The 15377-nt window shown below is 69.5% G+C and carries 12 protein-coding genes and 1 pseudogene; 8 read left to right on the top strand and 5 right to left on the bottom strand.

The window, feature by feature from the left end; all coding sequences use genetic code 11:
- Positions 1-3: 3 nt before the first annotated feature.
- From AF335_RS07480 to AF335_RS07465, 4 genes are all read left to right on the top strand, one after another.
- On the top strand, positions 4-1974 hold the full coding sequence (locus AF335_RS07480) for a condensation domain-containing protein (protein WP_211304074.1): 1971 nt from the start codon (positions 4-6) through the stop codon (positions 1972-1974).
- Positions 1971-3218 (top strand): aminotransferase class I/II-fold pyridoxal phosphate-dependent enzyme, encoded by a 1248-nt coding sequence (locus tag AF335_RS07475; protein WP_102917475.1) that lies wholly within the window; start codon positions 1971-1973, stop codon positions 3216-3218. Before AF335_RS07480 ends, AF335_RS07475 begins: the two co-directional genes overlap by 4 nt.
- 85 nt (positions 3219-3303) lie before the next feature.
- Complete coding sequence (locus AF335_RS07470) at positions 3304-3546, top strand: acyl carrier protein (protein ID WP_184743272.1); 243 nt, start codon at positions 3304-3306, stop codon at positions 3544-3546.
- Between the two features lie 29 nt (positions 3547-3575).
- Positions 3576-4337 carry an SDR family NAD(P)-dependent oxidoreductase gene (locus AF335_RS07465; protein WP_102917473.1) on the top strand — a complete coding sequence of 254 codons (762 nt, stop codon included), beginning with the start codon at positions 3576-3578 and terminating at the stop codon, positions 4335-4337.
- Here AF335_RS07465 and AF335_RS07460 read toward each other — a convergent pair.
- Positions 4291-4539 carry an SDR family oxidoreductase gene (locus AF335_RS07460; protein ID WP_260421959.1) on the bottom strand — a complete coding sequence of 83 codons (249 nt, stop codon included), beginning with the start codon at positions 4537-4539 and terminating at the stop codon, positions 4291-4293. The two genes, AF335_RS07465 and AF335_RS07460, sit on opposite strands and share 47 nt — an antisense overlap.
- 161 nt (positions 4540-4700) lie before the next feature.
- Here AF335_RS07460 and AF335_RS07455 point away from each other — a divergent pair, with 161 nt between their 5' ends.
- Entirely contained in the window at positions 4701-5957 is a 1257-nt protein-coding gene (locus AF335_RS07455; RefSeq protein ID WP_102917471.1) for an MFS transporter, read from the top strand.
- 147 nt (positions 5958-6104) lie between these two features.
- On the opposite strand, the gene glsA is transcribed toward AF335_RS07455, so the two are convergent.
- The 3 genes from glsA to AF335_RS34470 all read right to left on the bottom strand — a co-directional run bounded on the left by glsA (position 6105) and on the right by AF335_RS34470 (position 9039).
- Positions 6105-7682 (bottom strand): glutaminase A, encoded by a 1578-nt coding sequence (gene glsA, locus AF335_RS07450; RefSeq protein ID WP_102917470.1) that lies wholly within the window; start codon positions 7680-7682, stop codon positions 6105-6107.
- Between the two features lie 561 nt (positions 7683-8243).
- Positions 8244-8681 carry a hypothetical protein gene (locus tag AF335_RS07445; RefSeq protein ID WP_102917469.1) on the bottom strand — a complete coding sequence of 146 codons (438 nt, stop codon included), beginning with the start codon at positions 8679-8681 and terminating at the stop codon, positions 8244-8246.
- Between the two features lie 187 nt (positions 8682-8868).
- Positions 8869-9039: a hypothetical protein gene (locus AF335_RS34470; RefSeq protein ID WP_170127616.1), complete on the bottom strand. Its 171-nt coding sequence runs from the start codon at positions 9037-9039 to the stop codon at positions 8869-8871.
- Between the two features lie 448 nt (positions 9040-9487).
- Between AF335_RS34470 and AF335_RS07440 the strand changes: the two genes are divergently transcribed.
- Complete coding sequence (locus AF335_RS07440) at positions 9488-14260, top strand: glycosyl hydrolase family 18 protein (protein ID WP_170127615.1); 4773 nt, start codon at positions 9488-9490, stop codon at positions 14258-14260.
- Positions 14261-14452: 192 nt separating this feature from the next.
- Complete coding sequence (locus tag AF335_RS07435; RefSeq protein ID WP_102917467.1) at positions 14453-14719, top strand: MoaF-related domain-containing protein; 267 nt, start codon at positions 14453-14455, stop codon at positions 14717-14719.
- On the opposite strand, the pseudogene AF335_RS07430 reads toward AF335_RS07435, so the two are convergent.
- Positions 14660-14839, bottom strand: a pseudogene (locus AF335_RS07430) (DUF317 domain-containing protein); the annotation flags it as partial. The gene AF335_RS07435 and the pseudogene AF335_RS07430 sit on opposite strands and share 60 nt — an antisense overlap.
- A gap of 196 nt (positions 14840-15035) precedes the next feature.
- On the opposite strand from AF335_RS07430, the gene AF335_RS07425 reads away from it, so the two are divergent.
- Positions 15036-15206, top strand: a complete 171-nt coding sequence (locus AF335_RS07425; RefSeq protein WP_170127590.1) for a hypothetical protein — start codon at positions 15036-15038, stop codon at positions 15204-15206.
- Positions 15207-15377: the final 171 nt, after the last annotated feature.

Genomic DNA, 15377 nt, shown 5'->3' with positions numbered 1-15377 from the left:
GCCGTGAATCACCTTCAGGAACCGCCCCCGAGCCCGGCCACCGTCACCCGCAGCGGGCCGCTGACCTGGGTCCAGCAGTGGCACTGGTTCGAGCGCACCATTCCCTCACCACGGCGGGTGAACCCGACGCCGCTCGCCGACCACTGCCACGTCCCGCCCCCGGCGACCGTCGCCGATGTCCTCGTGGCGCTCGCGTCCCTCACCGCCCGCCATGAGGCGCTGCGCACCACTGTCGACCCGCTCCGCCCGGTACAACACGTCCACCGTGCGGGCTGGGCTCCGCTGCCGGTCGACTGCGTCGACGTTCCGGCCGCCGATGCCGACACCCTGGAGGCCGCCACAGCGGCGCTGGCCGCCCGCCCGATCGATCCCGAGCGAGATCCGCCCTGGCGGGCCAGGGTGCTGCTCGAGGCGGGAAAGCCGCGTGCGGTCCTGCTGGCCGCCCACCACGTCGTGATCGACGGATGGGGGCTGGCGGTACTGATCAGCCAACTGCACGATCGGCTGCGCGGCGACGACGCGCCGGCGGAGGCGGCCACGCACCCGCTCGACACGGTCGCCGCCCAGCCCCGGGCACGCGCCTGCGCGGCGGAGCGTGAATGGCTCATGCGTCTCGCGAGCAACCCGACCGGCGTACTGGCCCCGTTCGGCGGGACCGGCAGCGGCGACGGGCGTCACCGCCTCCAGCACCGCTCGGTGGGCGCGTACGACGACCTCGACCGCGTCGCCCGGCGGCATCGGGTCAGCCCGGAGGTCGTCGTGCTCGCCGCGCTGGCCCACGACGTCGCCACCCGCACCGGCGAACACCGGTTCCTCGCTTCGGTGGTGGTCTCCAACCGGGCCAGGGCCGCTCTTCGGAACAGCGTCGGCGTCCGGGCCCTGACGGTTCCGGTACAGATCGATCTCCGCCCGGGCGCGGCGTTCGGCGAGGTGGTCGCCTCGGTCGCCGCCGCCTCCACCGCGGCCTACCGGCACGGTCAGTGGCGCCCCGCGGAGCTGGTCGCCGCCCAGGCGCGCATGGACCGTCGCCGCGGTGTCGTGACCGTACCCACCATCGAGTACAACTGCTACTCGTGGCCGCGCGACTACCTGGTCCCCGCGCGGGACGCTCCGCCGGACGGGCCCGCCACCTGGATCAGCAGCTCGCCCGACGAGCCCTGCGACACGCTCTATGTCGACCTCAGCCGCGACGCGGGGGTCGTCACCCTCGATGTCACCGTCGGGGATCACCTGCTCGACGCCGGGCAGGCCGTGGCATTGCCCGTCCGTTTGTGTGGTCTCCTGCGCGCGCTCGCCGACGGTGCCGAGTGCCCGGTTCCGGCACACTCGCGCACACCGGCCGCCTCCGGGTGGTGGCGCGCCCCGCAGGGATGGGTGTGCTTGACCAAGGTCGAAGACGTGTTGCACGGCCATCCCGGAGTGCTCGACGTGACGGTGGCGCCCGGCGGGGGCGCCGTAGGGGAAGGCGGCGGACCGCGACTCGTCGCGCACGCCCGCGTCGCCCCTGATGTCACCCCCGGTGACTTGCACCGCCACGTCCTGGACCACCTCGGTGAAGTGCCCGGTGTCGTGGCCCCGGGCCGCTACGTCCTGTTCCCGGTCGGCCTCGGATCCGGCCGTCCGCCCGACCGCTCCCGCACCGCCGCCGGTGGCACGGGAACCCCGCGGGTCCCGTCGCGCCCGCCCATGACGGGCGCCGAACGGGCTCTGGCCGCCGCCGTGGTCGCTGTCGAACCCGGCGGTCTGTCGGCCGGCTCCTTCTACAGCCCTGATGCCGTGGACATGAACCGTTGCCTCGCCGACCACGGAGTCACCCTGGTCGCCGTCCCTCGTCTGCTGGCGCTGCTTCACGAGTCCGGCTTCACCGGGATCGCGTCGGACGAACTGGCCGGAACGGCCTCGCTCGGCCACCTCGCCGCAGCTCTGGAGCCCTTACCGCCCCACGCCCATCGTGGAGGAGACATCTCACCATGACCGCGTCCCGCGCCCCCGCACCGTCCGTGGACCGCCTGGCCCCGTGGGCCTTCGCCGCTTTCGTCGAGGCGAACACTCACGACACGGCATACCGCCCGCCGGTGGTGGACGGTCCCGTCGGGCCGACCATCGTCCGCGACGGCCGCGAGCTGGTGAACTTCGCCAGTATCAGCTTCCTCGATCTGGAGCGCCACATCCCGGTACGCCGCCATTTCGCGGAGGGGGCGCTCGCCCACGGCTTGAGCACCAGCGGATCCAGGATGACCCAGGGGATCTGCCGCCCGCACCAGGTGCTGGAGGAGACGATCGCCCGCCACACCGGCAAGGAGCGAGCCATCAGCTTCGCCACGGGGCTCCTGGCCAACATCGGGTTCGTTCACGCCATGAGCAACTCCGCGCACTTCGACACCGGGATCGAGGTGCGTAATCACGACACCGTCTTCGTCGTCGACCGTGACGTCCACTGGAGTATCTGGAAGGGCCTCGAGGGACTCGGCTACGGCCGCAAGGTCCACGCGTTCCGGCATAACGACGCCTCCGACCTGGCGCGCGTCCTGGGCCGGGTCCGGGCCCGCAAGACCGTGGTGATCGCCGAGAGCATCTATTCGGCCGACGGCACCATGGGGCCGATCGTGGAGATTCTCGATGAGTGCGACCGGCACGGCGCCATCAGCATGATCGACGACGCGAACGGGTTCATGGTGTACGGGCCCGAGAACCGTCCGTACGCCCGGGAGACGGCCGCGATCCGGGAGCGGGCCGACTTCGTCATGGTGTCACTGTCGAAAGCCATCGGTCTGGAAGGCGGCGCGATCGCCGGGCCGGCGGTGGCCATCGACGCCTTCGAACTGCTCTCCGGCACCTCGATGTTCACGGCCGCCATCCAGCCACCCACCGCTTACACCGCCAAGCGCACGATCGACGTCCTCGCCGCCGATCCGGGGATCGTCGACGACTACCTGGCGCATGCCGCCCGCCTTCGGCGGCAGATGCACGAGGCCGGCACGCCGACGACGCCGACCGAGTCGTACATGCTCTCGGTGCCGATCGGGAACGACGCCGCCGCCCTGCAGATGCGGGAGTGGTTCATCGAGGACGGCTACCTCGTACCCGTCTTCTCCTACCCGGCCGTCTCACGTAACCAGGCGCTGCTGCGCTTGTTCCCGCACGCGGGCCACACCGAGGAACAGATGGACGGCTTCCTGCGCACCCTGCTCACCTACCGACGGCGCCTCGGGCTCTGACGTCCCCACCGAGGTCCGCCGCACCGACCGATGACCGACGGACATGACCGACCCACGCCGGTCCCGTCCCAAGGAGGAGGAACCCGTGCCGAACGACACCGACACTCTCCACGCCATTGCCAAGATCGTCGAAGAGGTCACCGGCGTCGGCTCCGCCGAGGTGACCGCCGAGAAGTCCTTCACCGACGATCTCGACATCGACTCCCTGTTGATGGTGGAGATCACCGTGGCGGTCGAGGACAGGTTCGAGGTGAGGATCCCCGACGACCGGGTCGCGGAGTTGAGGACCGTCGGCGACGTGGTGAGCTACATCGCCGAACACCAGTGACCGCCATGGTTCCCCAAGGTCAGGCGGCCATGAGCGTCCTCGATCGCTTCCGGCTCGACGGTCGCGTCGCCGTGATCACCGGCGCCTCCTCCGGGCTGGGTGTCGCCTTCGCCACCGCGGTAGCCGAGGCCGGCGCCGATGTCGTGCTCGGGGCGCGGCGCACCGAGAGGCTGGAGGCCGTACGCACGGCCGTCGAGAAGCTCGGCCGCCGGGCCGTCGCCGTGCGTACCGACGTCGCCGAGCCGGAGGACTGCCGCGCGCTGATCGACGCGGCCGTGCACGCGTTCGGGCGGGTGGACATTCTTGTCAACAACGCGGGGATCAGCGGTGAACGACCCGCGACGGAGGAGACACCGGAGCAGTTCCGCGAGGTCGTCGACATCAATCTCAACGGCTCCTACTGGATGGCCCAGGCCGCGGGCGCGGTGATGCGGCCCGGCAGTGCCATCGTCAATGTCTCGAGCATCCTCGCGCTGGTCACGGGCGGGCTGCCGCAGGCCGCCTACTCGGCGTCGAAGGCCGGGCTCCTCGGGCTCACCCGCGATCTGGCCCAGCAGTGGACCCCCGGCAAGGGCATCCGCGTGAACGCCCTCGCGCCGGGCCTCTTCACCTCCGCGATGACCGACGGCTACGCCGAGGGCTACCTCGAGGCGATGATGCCGCGGGTGCTTTCAGGCCGCATCGGGCAGCCCGAGGAGCTCGCTGCGGCTCTGGTCTTCCTCGTTTCCGACGCGGCGTCCTACATCACCGGCACCACCCTGACGGTCGACGGGGGCACGCACATCGCCTAGTGGCGCGCGGTACGGCTCCTGGGAGGTACGCAGCCCGATCACTGGTGAGGAAGGGCGCCGCGGCTCCGGTCTCCTCCGGCCGGGCAGCCCGTCCCACCGGAGTCCGCGAGCGGAGGTGCTCATGTTGTCGATCAGTGAGCGATGCGGTCATGTCCGTCTCGGTGCGACCGGGCGCGACCGCTGCGCGAAACGCCGCCGCCAGGGGCTGCGGACGACGGTGTGGCGGGCGCGGTCACCGGACGACGTTAGGTATCGGCATCGGCATCGGCATCGGCGGGGTGAGCATGTCGCGTATCACGCCGCCGTTCCGGACCCAGGAGGCGTCGGCCGCGGGCAGATCCTCGGCGCCCCGGGGAGCCGGCGATGACGACGGAGCCGACTGCCCGTTCCCTCCCGCGCGAACCGCTCGGCGACCCGCACCTGCGCCGCCTGATCGTGGGCCAAGGGCTGGCGGCCGTGGTCGATGCGCTGTTCCTGATATGGCTCACGCTCTTCGTGCTCGAGCTGGCGGAACCCGGGATCGCCACAGGGTTCGTTCTTGTGGCCGTGGCGCTGCCGCGAGCGGCGCTCCTGCTTCCCGCGGGAGTACTGGTCGACCGCCTCGCTCCCGGCCGTGTCGCGGCCGGTGCCGCCTGGCTCCGGGTCGCCGTCCTGCTCGCTCTCGGCGCCCTGGTCACGTTCACCTCGCCATCGGTGACGACGGTCGCGCTGCTCTCCGGGATGCTCGGCGCCGCCGACGCCGCGTACTTCCCGGCGGCCCTGGCGTTGCTGCCCGCCGTCGTGCCGACCGAGAAGCTCGCCCGGGTCAACGCACTGGTGCAGGGCGCGGAGTCGGGGGGCGATCTGGTCGGCCCGGCGGTGGCCGCCGGGGTCATCGCCGCGGTCGGCTTCGCCGCGACGCTCGGTGGGATCGCGGCGATGGCAGCGTTGGCCGCCGTCGCCCTCAGCACGCTCATCCGCGTGGTACGACGCGGCGAAGGTGCCGGGGACGACGCCGGTCCGGGCGCCGTCGACGGTGAGCGGCTCAGCAGTGCGCGCGCCCTCGGCGCGGGCTTGGGATACGCCTGGCACGAACCGCTGGTGCGAGGGATGCTGGCGGCCATCGCCCTGATCAACATCGCGGTCGTGGGCCCCGTGCTCGTGGGCGGCGCGGTGCTCGCCGATCAACGCCTCGGTGGCGCGGGATCTCTGGGCGTCGTGCTCTCCGGTTTCGGTGCCGGCTCACTGGCCGGCTCACTGGTGGCCGGGTGGCGGCCGCCCGCCCGGCGCGGCTGGACCGTGGTCGGCGGGGTCGCGGCGATCGGCGCGGGCATGGCCGGACTCTCCGCCGTCACTCATGTCATGGCCGCAACAGCGGTCGTGTCACTCATCGGCGTCGGGTCGGCGTTTCTCGGAGTGGTCGTCGTGGCCGCTCTGCAGGAGCGAGTGCCCGAGCGACTGCTGGGCCGGGTGATGAGCCTCGTAGTGCTGGCCACGGTGGCGCTCGACCCGTTCTCCTACGTGGTCGCCGGCGTCCTGCTCCCCTACGGTACGACGACGCTGTTCCTGGTCTGTGGCGGCGCCGTCCTGGGGTGCGCCGGCCTGGTCGCCGCGAGCCCGGCGATCCGCTCCCTGCGCTGACCGTGCCGATCGCCGGTCGTCTGCCGACCGCCGGGCCCGGCGAAGGGGCTTGCCGGACTTGGCCTTGGCGCAGAGACGGGACCCACGGGGTCGCCTCCGGCGAGTTCCCGCAGGAGCGGAGGCCGGGGGCATGAGGAGGAGCCGATATCAAGGGCGAGGAAAGCTGTCAGCGGCATCGGCGAGAAGCCGGGCCAGCCACTGGTGTCCGGACCGATTGGCGTCGTCCAGAGGCGTTCCACCCCAGCGGTCCACCGGTCTCGGGTCGACCCCCATGGAAAGGAGGAACTCCACGGTGTCCCGGTGCCCCTCGGCTGCCGCAAGGTGCAGGGCGGTACGGCCGTCGTAGTCGGCGGCGCCGAGGGGGATGTCGCAGGCGGCCAGGCGGCGGATTTCGTTGAGGTCGCCCTGGCTGGCGGCGAGGCACAACCCCACGATGCCTTCGATGGCTCTCTGATGACACCTGAGACGGGGGTCGCGTTTGCCGGTCTCGGCACCGGTGCCGGTGAGCAGGTCATAAGTGTGGACGTTGTAGCTGTCGACCAGGCGTCGGCAGACCTCGATTCCCCGCACCGAATTCCCCTGGGCGTCCAGCCGGGGCGACCAGATGGCGATACCCATCAGCTGGGGCACCACCAGCATCAGAGCGCCGGAGACTCCGCTCTTCGCGGGCAGGCCGATGGTGAAGGCGAACTCGCCGGAGAAGTCGTACATGCCGCATGAGGACATCAGCGAAAGGCAGTGGCGCACCGTCTGGGCGGAGAATACGGAGTCCCCCGTCAGCGGGGACACCCCGGCGTTGGCCAGGGAGGCCGCCACGACGGCCAGCTGCCGCGCGTCGACCTCGATCGAACAGCATTGGAAGTAGAACTCCAGGGTGGCCATCAGGTCGGTGCCGGGCGGGAAGGCGCCGCGTTCCCGCATCGAGTAGCCCAGCGCGAAGTTGCGGTCCGCGGTGTTGCGCTCGGACAAGTACACGGAGTTGTTGAAACCGACGCCGCTCCCGCCGGCGAGCCGCTTCCAGGTGTCGGCCACGTAGTCGAAGCGGTCGGCCGCGTCCAGGCCGGGCTGGATGAGCGCACAGCTCATGATGGCCCCGGCATTTATCATCGGATTGTGCGGCAGCCCCGCCTTGTTGAAGGTCAGCTCGTTGAAGCCCTGGCCACTGGGCTCCCGTCCCACATGACGGTGGACGGTGTCGGGTCCGTGCTCTTCCAGGGTGAGGCAGTAACTGACGGGCTTGGACACCGACTGCAGGCAGAAATTCACCTCGGCGTCGCCGATGGAGAAGCGCTGCCCGTCCACCGTGCATACCGAGATCGCGAACTGGTCCGCCTCGACGCGCGCGAGCTGGGGGATGTACGTGGCGACGGCGCCGCTCCGCTCGGCGCAGACCTCCTGGTAGATCCGCTGGAGGTCGCCCACCAGCGCGGGGAAGTCCGGAACCGCGAGTTCCCCGCGGGCCGCCCGCTCGATGATGCCGCGGTTGCGCCGGGTGACGGCGGCGAACTCCTCCACGGCCAGTAGCCACGGCTCGGCCGGCGATACGGCAGGACGGGCGCGCTCCAGCTCTGCGAGGGTCTCGGTGATCCGCGGATCGTCGGGCAGAATGCCCGCCCGATGCAGCACCTTCAGCAGACGATCGGGAGAGAGTCGGCCTGACGGGCCCTGCTCGAAGCAGCCGAAGACACCCGTATGAGCTTCTCCGCCTTGACCGGGAACAGCCATGGATGCCACTGCGCGGGCCGCGGACCGCTTGCTGGCTTTCGCAGCAGGCAAGGAACCCCCTCCGATCAACTGCGGCAGACAGCCTCGTGCACCCCCGTACCGACGAAGGAGCGTTCTGCTGGGGAACCGGCCGGTTCCCCTGCCCTGAGGAGGTGGGCCTGCGCCGGGAGAGACGTCTGATGGGCTCGCGTACCAAATCGTAGGACCACGGGGTGCAGTGTCCCCAGGCACCCCACCGCACCGACGATTCCCGGCCACCGGCCGCGAAAACCGGTCTTGCTGTTGACTGTCCGCTCAGGACGGTGGTGCGGTTGCGTACTGCGGGTTACTCCGCTCCTCACGCGCCCCCACACCCCCGAGGAGCTCCGACGTGCACCGTCCGCGCCACGAGCGGAATCGAGCAACTGACAGGGCGCGGCTTGTCGCGGCTGGAGGACAAGCTGGACTTCTTCCTGGCGTTGCGGACGACCTGAGGTACGGGGCCCTCGGGCCCTGAACGCGCTGAGGGGCAGGAGCAGTTCGACGGCTCCTGCCCCTCTTTTTCACCGGAATGCAGCAGGGCTACAGCCCCAGCTGCCTACGCGTATCGTCGTCCACTTCGACGGCGTAGAACCGCACCATTTTCGCGGCCTCTTCCCTCGTTCGCTCCCTCATGAACGGAAGCGCTGTCTTCAGGAGACCATCCGCATCGAGAAGCGGCTCCAAGCACTGGAAGTGCGCAGCCGATCGAACCCCGTCCTCCGGGCTCTCCATCAGCTTCTCGACGAAGGCGAGGCAGCGCGCCACGAGATCACGATCCGGATCTTCCGCACGCAGCTGCGGCATCAGAAGAGGGGAGGACAGCACATTTCCGATGAGATTGAAGTAGCCGAGCGCGAAATCGTCGTCACGAACCGCCTCGTGGAGGGGCATATCGGCCTCCTCCTCAATCAAGCTCGCCGCCTCTGGCGCGAAATCGACCAGGAGGGCCGGGATTTGAGCGTAGGAAGTGACGACCACAGAATTACTTCTTCCTTCTAGCGCGGACAGCCGGAAGTTGAACGCAATACGGACCGGCCGAAAGAGATCAGGTTACAGCCCTTCGTTGAGGATTCGGGCTGCTCGGCCGATCGATGCCGGCATCAGGTGACGGTAGATCTTGAATGTCAGAAGGATGGCCTCTCTGGTCTTTTGAGGCATCGGCGTTTCACGGAACTCCCGCCCCATCCACGCCCGCGGCCATGCCTCCGAGGTCCGCCTCGGCCTGGCCGCCGTCCTCGCCGTCGAACTCGGCGACCGCGAGATGGCGTCCTCCGTCTACCGCCGACTCCTCCCAGCCGCGGACGGCCTGGCCGGCGGCCGGCAGCGGCGTCGTCACCCTGGGCCCGGTCGCCCACCACCTGGGCGCCCTGGGGCCCATCTTCTGGACCGCCCGCGCGCGGGCGGTAGCGCAGCGGGCGGGGGCGCGGACGTGGAGGCGGCGGGGAGGGGGCTGGGAGCCGTGGGTGGCTGAGCCCGCTGCCGCCCGGGGCCGCTCCGCTGCGACGATCCATCCGCCGTTTATCTCCCCTTGATCCGCATCAGCAGACTTGGCGATGGCGGCGGCCGTCTGCGCGCGGGGACGACCACTGCCGTCGGAACGACCGTGCGGGAGAGCGAGACAGATGATGACCGATGCAGTGGAATGCGGGCGAAGACGGGGGCGTGGGCCTGCCGGCTGGGCAGGCATAGTGGTAGCCCTGGTGGTCCTCGCGTTGACCGCCGGCCTCCTCCAAGCGCCGCCGGCTGCCGCGCAGGACGAAAGAAGCGCCGCGTACCAGGCCCTGATGACGCGTCTGACGGAGCGCTACTCGGCGCCGTACCGGGACAGGTACCGGGTCACCCGGCCGAATGTGGGCGGCCAGGAGCTGGGGGCGGAGAGCGTTCTCGCCCTCTATACGGGGGACAGGCCGGAAGGTGACACCACTACGGATATCGGTGTGATCTTCCGGCCGGAAGACGCGTACATCGTGGGCTTCTACGTGGTGAGGGACGGCGAACGGAACGTCTGGTATCTCAATGATCGGTTCACCCCGGCGCAAAGAACGTGGCTTGAGGACTTCGCCCGCAGACAACGAGGTCAAGCGAGGCAGCTCGCATACACCAGCAACTACCAAGACCTGCGCGACCGGACAGGGCGATACGAGATGGGGGACACCGGCGGCACGCGGAGCACCTGGCCGCTGGTCAACCAGGCCAACATCAACCGGGCCATCACCGATTTCCGTACCGCGCCCACCCCCCGCCAGGGAGAGGTCAGGGAAGCGAGGGGAGCGGTGATGGTGATGGCCGTGGTGATCGCGGAGGGCCTCCGCGATTACGCCATCAGGACCAGGGTCATCCGAACACTCGATGGAGTGCGGCGAGACGCCGAAGGGAGACCTCAAGATGTCCTGACGGCGGCCGACGAGAGTGCCATCAACGCATGGGCCCCCAACAGCACCCTGGTGTCCAATGCCAATGCCGACGATCCCCATCGTTTCGCCGAGCTGACCGACCCTTTGCGCGAGGACAACCGGCTCCGCCTCGCGATCCTGAAGCGCGGCTGTGTCCGCTTCCCTCCCCCGGCCGCCCGGTCGACGGAATCCTCTTCCGGGCAGTGTTCGATGACAAGCAAGCCCGTCCAGGCGGCCATCTCCGTCAACGACTACGCCGACGTCCTGCTCTTCAACGGCCCGAACTACCAGCGGCTGAGTCATAAGACCGTGACGATCGGCGGCAAGAGAAGCCCCTCGTGGGGCCTGTCCGGGGGGCCGAACGCGGCGCGGAGCATCTCCCAGGACGTTCCCGCGCTGCGGGGGACGGTGTTCGTCAACGGCATCGACGCCGCGATCCGGCTCCCCGGTCACCCCAACGACCTGCTCCTCTTCAGCGGTGACCAGTACCTCCGCCTGTCGCTCGACAAGGAGGCCGCGGGGCAGGGGCTCCTGGGCGGCACCGTCGCCACCGGCCCGATGAAGATCGCCGACACGTTCCGCCCGCTCCGCGGCACCGTCTTCGCGGACGGGATAGACACCGCGGTCGCCGTCGAGGGGAACAACGCCTACTTCTTCAAGGGGGACCAGTACGCCCTGGTCGGCATCGACATCGACGGGACCGGGGACAAGCTGATCAACGGCCCGAAGAAGATCGCCGACAACTGGTCGGTCCTGAAGCGTGTCGGATTCTCCGAGGGGCTCCAGGCGGCGTTCTCCGCGCCCGCTCCCGGAGTCGTACGGTGGCAGGACCCATCGGGTCAGCACCCGCCGCCGTCGCCCTTGATGACGGTCTTCATCAAGGACGGCGCCTACGTCACCATGAAGGTGAACCCGGGCACGGTGGACGACGACTACGACACCTCCGGAATGATCGACGACGATTGGGGCGACCTACGGCAGTCGATCTTCTCCGCGGGGGACGACGTCACCCGCATTCCGGACAGCGTGCGCCGTCCGCCCAAGGAGATCTCCTCCGGCCAGTTCGAGGGCCTGACGGGCAGGTGTCTCGACGTGAAGGACGGTGCGCGCGACTACGGCACCCCGGTCCGGCTCCAGGACTGCAACGGCGGCGAGGCCCAGGACTGGACCCTGCCCGGCGACGGCACGGTCCGGGCGCTCGGCCTGTGCCTGGACGCGGACCACTCGGGCAAGGACTACGGCACCAAGGTGCAGCTGTGGGGCTGCAACGACAGCGAGGCCCAGAAGTGGACCCGCACCGACGCCCACGAGCTGAAGAACGTCAACGCCGACCTGTGCCTGGACGTCCCCGGCTCCGTACCCGACGACGGACGGCAGCTGCAGCTCTGGGGCTGCAACGGGAGCGAAGCACAGAAGTGGGTGCTCGACACGCCGTCGTCTGAGGACAAATCCCGGTCCGGCGACGCCGGCGACCCCTTCGACGACTCCGCCGACGACCGGGGCGCCAAACCCGCCTCCTCCGGAGACTGCCGTCCCGAAGGCATGACCCCGACCAAGGGCGTGTCCACCCGCTACTGCGACGTCTACGACGGATCGGGCCGCGAGTGGGTCGGCAAGGACCGCACCCGGCGCATGGTCGGGTACTTCACCGGATGGCGCGCCGGGACGAACGGGGACCCCAAGTACCTGGCCTCCAACATCCCCTGGTCGAAGGTGAGCCACATCAACTACGCCTTCGCCCGCGTCGACGACGACCGGATCTCCATCGGCGACCCGGGCGACGCCAAGAACCCGGCCACCGGCATGACCTGGGACGGCGCGAAGAACGCCATGGACCCGTCGCTGCCGTACAAGGGGCACTTCAATCTGCTCAACACCTACAAGAAGAAGCACCCGGCCGTGAAGACGCTGATCTCCGTCGGCGGCTGGGCGGACACGCGGAACTTCTACACCATGACCACCAACGGTGACGGCTCGGTGAACCAGGCGGGCATCGACACGTTCGCCGACTCCGTGACCGAATTCCTGAACCGGTACGGTTTCAACGGCGTCGACATCGACTACGAGTACCCGACCGCCCTGCCCAACACGGGAAACCCGAAGGACTGGGACGTCTCCAACCCCCGCCGCAAGGGCCTCCAGCAGGGCTACAACGCACTGATGAAGACCCTGCGCGAGAAGCTGGACAAGGCCGGCGCGGACAAGGGGCGCTACTACCTGCTCACCTCCGCCGGATCCTCGTCCGGCTACCTGCTGCGCGGGCTCGACGCCGGACAGTCGCTCCAGTACCAGGACTTCGTCAACGTCATGACGTACGACCTGCACGGTTCGTGGAACAAGTTCGTCGGCCCGCAGGCACCGCTGTACGACGACGGGAAGGACAACGAGCTGGCCGACGCCGGCATCTACGACGACGGGAAGGCCGACACCAAGGACTTCCAGAAGCACGGCTACTTCAACACCGACTGGGCCTACCACTACTACCGCGGCGCGCTCCCGCCCGGCCGCATCAACCTCGGCATCCCGTACTACTCCCGGGGCTGGCGCGATGTGCAGGGCGGTTCGGACGGGCTGTGGGGGACCGCGGCGATGCCGGACCAGTCCAAGTGCCCGCAAGGCACCGGGGGCCGGGGGCCCGCCAACGCGCAGTCCTGCGGTCTGGGCGCGACCGGGATCGACAACGTCTGGCACGACACCGAGGACGGCAACGAGGTCGGCGCCGGCTCCAACCCGCTGTGGCACACCAAGAACCTCCAGGACGGCGTCACGCCGGGATATCTGGGGTCCTACGGGGTGAAGGACGGGAAGCCGACCGGCACCTACGCCGAGAAGTACTCGGACGCCCTCGAAGCACCCTGGCTGTGGAACGACGCCAAGAAGGTCTTCCTCTCCACCGAGAACGAGCGATCCGTCGACGCCAAGGCGAAGTACATCGCGGACAAGGACATCGGCGGCGCGATGGTCTGGGAGCTCGCCGGCGACTACACCAAGCGCCCGGGCGGCGAGTGGGGCATGGGCTACGACCTCACCACGCGCCTGGACAACGCCTTCAAGGGCGCGGGCGCGTACGGCAACGCCAAGGCCGGTGGACGGGCGCAGCCGAGGGAGGTGATCGACGTCAAGGCGGAGCTGGTCGACTTCCCCACCGGGAAGGACGACTTCTACCCGGTCCAGCCCAAGCTGCGCATCACCAACGACAGCAAGGTGCCCCTCGGCCGCGGGACGGAGATCTCGTTCGACATCCCGACCTCGACACCTCCGGTCGTCAAGGACAACGACTACAAGGAGATCAAGGGACTCACCCCCGGGCACACCGGCCCCAACGCCGGTGGCCTGAAGGGCGACTTCCACCGGCTCACACTCAAGCTCGGCTACTGCGAGGACCTGCCGCCGGGCAAGTACCGGGACATCGACCTCAAGTACTACCTGCCCGTCACCGGCCCCGCGAACGTCACCTTCAAGGTCGGGGACAAGGAGTTCGGCAGCACGGGCGACCAGCGCCGCGAGGTCGACGTCGTCGATCCGCCGGCCCCCGCCTCCGGGGACCGCTGCCAGGCGGCCGACTACACGAAGGGCCAGGTCTACCGGCCCGACGGTGGACGACTCTGGCGGATGTACGACAAGGGGGACAAGGGCTGGATGTTCGAGTACGGCGACAGTCCCTCGGGCGGGCCGATGATGATCGACAACAACCCCGACCAGTCCCGCGTCCACCTGGTGGAGCTCGGCGAGTCGAACCCCAACCAGTACTGGCGGATCCGTCCGGCCGGAGACGGCCTCTACACGGTCGGCAGCGGCGACCGCTGCATGACCGCGGCCGACTCCCGCCAGGACGTCGCCTCGGTCGGCTGCGACGGACGCGCCGAGCAGAAGTGGAAGCTCGTCCCGATCGCCGACAACGGCGCTGAGGGGGCACCCGGTGGCCCCAGGCACAACGGGCTGTTCAAACTCCGCTCGGCCGTCGGCGACCACGACGTCGAGGTCGCCAACGGCACGACAACCCGGGAGACCCGCATCGTGAACGGCGACCCGTCGGCCTCGACGGCCGCGTTCGTGAAGCACGACGGCTGGTACTGGTACGCCCAGTGGTACACCACCGTCGCCCCCGGGCAGGCCGAGTCCAACGGCGGCAAGCCGTGGAAGAAGCTCGGTCCCGCCGCGTAGCGAGCAGGGTGGACAACGTGGCCCGGCGGAGCGACGACGCTCCGTCGGGCCCTTTCCGGCATTTAGGTGACGCATCAACTATCGAGCCCATGAGGCAGTGGTTGACGCGTCAATCTTCCGGGAGGTCCTCCGTGGCCCTTCCTCCACAAGTCCACCGCCCGCCTCGGCGTCGGCGCGCTCCCCTCCGTCACCGTGCTCGGGCTGAGCCCGGCCGTAGCCCACCGCGGAACCGGCCAGGACCCCGCCGAGGGCACCGTCAAGGTGTCTCACCGCGAACTCGCCACCGGCGTCTACCGGCTGAAGCGGACCGAGGCCGACGGCACCAACGTCGAACAGGCTCAGGACTGGCGGCACCGGACCGTCCGCGCGGTGATCCGGTTCGAGCAGGACGGCAAGAGATCAACTGATCGGGGTGACGGTGAGCTGTCCCTCGGTGCTCTCAGGCAGCGTGCGCCGTAGGACGGGAGCCGACGAGGCGAGGGAGGAGGCGAAGGCAGCGACCAGGTCGTGCGGGGCGCCGGCGCTGAAGGTGGCGCACCACAGGTAGGGGTCCCCCAGGACCGGCTCCGCCCACGCTTGCGTGACCTGCGGAAACGTTAACTACCCGGCCTTGGAAGTTCCCCCGTGGCGTGAGGCAACGTTCACGAGTGTTCATCTTTCCGCGCCTCGAACACCGTTGAACGCGCTATGCGGCAGGTTGGCCGCCCAGCTTGTTGCCGCCCCTGCCGCAAAGGAGCACCACCGTGTCCGTCCGGACGACCTTGATCTTCATCGGGTGCGCCCTGGCCACCTTCTGGCCGTCCTGGTCTCGGCCGCGGCCGACTACCTGGCCCGCCGCGATCAGGCCACCTACGCCCAGGCGCTGACCCGCGCGGCCGTCGCCTTCGCGGCCACCCTCACACTGGTCGCCACGCTCACCACAGCGGTCAAGGCGATCTCGACCTGATGACGCTCGACCCTTGAGCCATTGAAAGCGCCACGGACCGCCCGTAAGCGCCAAGATCACGCGACCGTAAGATCGCGCCTCTCTTGCCTCGCCCGCCCCCGGCGCTCCGATCCGGTGACCACACACCCAGCGCCCCCACTTGTCCGAATCGCACAATCGGAGCCCGAGCGC

Source organism: Streptomyces eurocidicus (assembly GCF_002891295.1).
Taxonomy (GTDB): domain Bacteria; phylum Actinomycetota; class Actinomycetes; order Streptomycetales; family Streptomycetaceae; genus Streptomyces; species Streptomyces eurocidicus.
Note: the sequence above shows the minus strand (reverse complement) of the source record. Positions and strands in the feature narration are given on the sequence as shown.

Coding starts and splice junctions, on each gene's coding strand:
- AF335_RS07475 (WP_102917475.1), top strand. CDS start 1,971: ATGACCGCGTCCCGCGCCCCCGCACCGTCCGTGGACCGCCTGGCCCCG.
- AF335_RS07465 (WP_102917473.1), top strand. CDS start 3,576: ATGAGCGTCCTCGATCGCTTCCGGCTCGACGGTCGCGTCGCCGTGATC.
- AF335_RS07455 (WP_102917471.1), top strand. CDS start 4,701: ATGACGACGGAGCCGACTGCCCGTTCCCTCCCGCGCGAACCGCTCGGC.
- glsA (WP_102917470.1), bottom strand. CDS start 7,682: ATGGCTGTTCCCGGTCAAGGCGGAGAAGCTCATACGGGTGTCTTCGGC.
- AF335_RS07440 (WP_170127615.1), top strand. CDS start 9,488: ATGACGCGTCTGACGGAGCGCTACTCGGCGCCGTACCGGGACAGGTAC.